The sequence below is a fragment of the Bacillus sp. NMCN1 genome (assembly GCF_002998085.1).
In the GTDB taxonomy this organism is placed as follows: Bacteria; Bacillota; Bacilli; order Bacillales; family Bacillaceae; genus Bacillus.
In genome coordinates this window covers 1-3,070 of sequence record NZ_PVQL01000008.1, presented here as the reverse complement: position 1 = coordinate 3,070, position 3,070 = coordinate 1, and the positions used below count along the sequence as shown (strand labels likewise).

The 3,070-nt window shown below is 52.3% G+C and carries 1 rRNA gene; it reads left to right on the top strand.

The features are described 5' to 3' along the window. Positions 1-96: 96 nt before the first annotated feature. Positions 97-3,021, top strand: a 23S ribosomal RNA gene (locus tag C6W21_RS18835). Positions 3,022-3,070: the final 49 nt, after the last annotated feature.

Below are 3,070 nucleotides of genomic sequence, written 5' to 3'. Positions count from 1 at the left end.
TTGTTCTTTGAAAACTAGATAACAATAAGTAATACATTCACATTGAATGCAATGCAAAGTTCATCACACATAGTGATTCTTTCTAAAGTAAGAAATGGTTAAGTTAGAAAGGGCGCACGGTGGATGCCTTGGCACTAGGAGCCGATGAAGGACGGGACGAACACCGATATGCTTCGGGGAGCTGTAAGCAAGCTTTGATCCGGAGATTTCCGAATGGGGAAACCCACTGCTCGTAATGGAGTAGTATCCATACTTGAATACATAGAGTATGAGAAGGCATACCCGGGGAACTGAAACATCTAAGTACCCGGAGGAAGAGAAAGCAAATGCGATTCCCTGAGTAGCGGCGAGCGAAACGGGAACAGCCCAAACCAAGAGGCTTGCCTCTTGGGGTTGTAGGACACTCTATACGGAGTTACAAAGGAATGATATAAGCGAAGAGGTCTGGAAAGGCCCGCCAAAGAAGGTAACAGCCCTGTAACTGAAATGTCGTTCTCTCCAGAGTGGATCCTGAGTACGGCGGAACACGTGAAATTCCGTCGGAATCCGGGAGGACCATCTCCCAAGGCTAAATACTCCCTAGTGACCGATAGTGAACCAGTACCGTGAGGGAAAGGTGAAAAGCACCCCGGAAGGGGAGTGAAATAGATCCTGAAACCGTGTGCCTACAAGTAGTCAGAGCCCGTTAATGGGTGATGGCGTGCCTTTTGTAGAATGAACCGGCGAGTTACGATCCCGTGCAAGGTTAAGCAGAAGATGCGGAGCCGCAGCGAAAGCGAGTCTGAATAGGGCGCATGAGTACGTGGTCGTAGACCCGAAACCAGGTGATCTACCCATGTCCAGGGTGAAGTTCAGGTAACACTGAATGGAGGCCCGAACCCACGCACGTTGAAAAGTGCGGGGATGAGGTGTGGGTAGGGGTGAAATGCCAATCGAACCTGGAGATAGCTGGTTCTCTCCGAAATAGCTTTAGGGCTAGCCTCAAGGTAAGAGTCTCGGAGGTAGAGCACTGATTGGACTAGGGGCCCCTACCGGGTTACCGAATTCAGTCAAACTCCGAATGCCGATGACTTATCCTTGGGAGTCAGACTGCGAGTGATAAGATCCGTAGTCGAAAGGGAAACAGCCCAGACCGCCAGCTAAGGTCCCAAAGTATACGTTAAGTGGAAAAGGATGTGGAGTTGCTTAGACAACCAGGATGTTGGCTTAGAAGCAGCCACCATTTAAAGAGTGCGTAATAGCTCACTGGTCGAGTGACTCTGCGCCGAAAATGTACCGGGGCTAAACGTATCACCGAAGCTGCGGACTGTTCTAACGAACAGTGGTAGGAGAGCGTTCTAAGGGCTGCAGACCGGAAGGACTGGTGGAGCGCTTAGAAGTGAGAATGCCGGTATGAGTAGCGAAAGACGGGTGAGAATCCCGTCCACCGAATGCCTAAGGTTTCCTGAGGAAGGCTCGTCCGCTCAGGGTTAGTCGGGACCTAAGCCGAGGCCGAAAGGCGTAGGCGATGGACAACAGGTTGATATTCCTGTACCACCTCCTCACCATTTGAGCAATGGGGGGACGCAGGAGGATAGGGTAAGCGCGGTATTGGATATCCGCGTCCAAGCAGTTAGGCTGGGAAATAGGCAAATCCGTTTCCCGTAAAGGCTGAGCTGTGATGGCGAGCGAAATTTAGTAGCGAAGTTCCTGATTCCACACTGCCAAGAAAAGCCTCTAGCGAGGTGAGAGGTGCCCGTACCGCAAACCGACACAGGTAGGCGAGGAGAGAATCCTAAGGTGATCGAGAGAACTCTCGTTAAGGAACTCGGCAAAATGACCCCGTAACTTCGGGAGAAGGGGTGCTTCTTAGGGTGTTAAAGCCCCGAGAAGCCGCAGTGAATAGGCCCAGGCGACTGTTTAGCAAAAACACAGGTCTCTGCGAAGCCGTAAGGCGAAGTATAGGGGCTGACGCCTGCCCGGTGCTGGAAGGTTAAGAGGAGCGCTTAGCGTAAGCGAAGGTGCGAATTGAAGCCCCAGTAAACGGCGGCCGTAACTATAACGGTCCTAAGGTAGCGAAATTCCTTGTCGGGTAAGTTCCGACCCGCACGAAAGGCGCAACGATCTGGGCACTGTCTCAACGAGAGACTCGGTGAAATTATAGTACCTGTGAAGATGCAGGTTACCCGCGACAGGACGGAAAGACCCCGTGGAGCTTTACTGCAGCCTGATATTGAATGTTGGTACAGCTTGTACAGGATAGGTAGGAGCCTTGGAAACCGGAGCGCTAGCTTCGGTGGAGGCATCGGTGGGATACTACCCTGGCTGTATTGACCTTCTAACCCGCTGCCCTTATCGGGCAGGGAGACAGTGTCAGGTGGGCAGTTTGACTGGGGCGGTCGCCTCCTAAAATGTAACGGAGGCGCCCAAAGGTTCCCTCAGAATGGTTGGAAATCATTCGCAGAGTGTAAAGGCACAAGGGAGCTTGACTGCGAGACCTACAAGTCGAGCAGGGACGAAAGTCGGGCTTAGTGATCCGGTGGTTCCGCATGGAAGGGCCATCGCTCAACGGATAAAAGCTACCCCGGGGATAACAGGCTTATCTCCCCCAAGAGTCCACATCGACGGGGAGGTTTGGCACCTCGATGTCGGCTCATCGCATCCTGGGGCTGTAGTCGGTCCCAAGGGTTGGGCTGTTCGCCCATTAAAGCGGTACGCGAGCTGGGTTCAGAACGTCGTGAGACAGTTCGGTCCCTATCCGTCGCGGGCGCAGGAAATTTGAGAGGAGCTGTCCTTAGTACGAGAGGACCGGGATGGACGCACCGCTGGTGTACCAGTTGTTCTGCCAAGGGCATCGCTGGGTAGCTATGTGCGGACGGGATAAGTGCTGAAAGCATCTAAGCATGAAGCCCCCCTCAAGATGAGATTTCCCATTCCGCAAGGAAGTAAGATCCCTGAAAGATGATCAGGTTGATAGGTCTGAGGTGGAAGCGTGGTGACACGTGGAGCTGACAGATACTAATAGATCGAGGACTTAACCTATATTCTAATGTGAAGCTTGAACATTGTTATCTAGTTTTGAGAGAACATT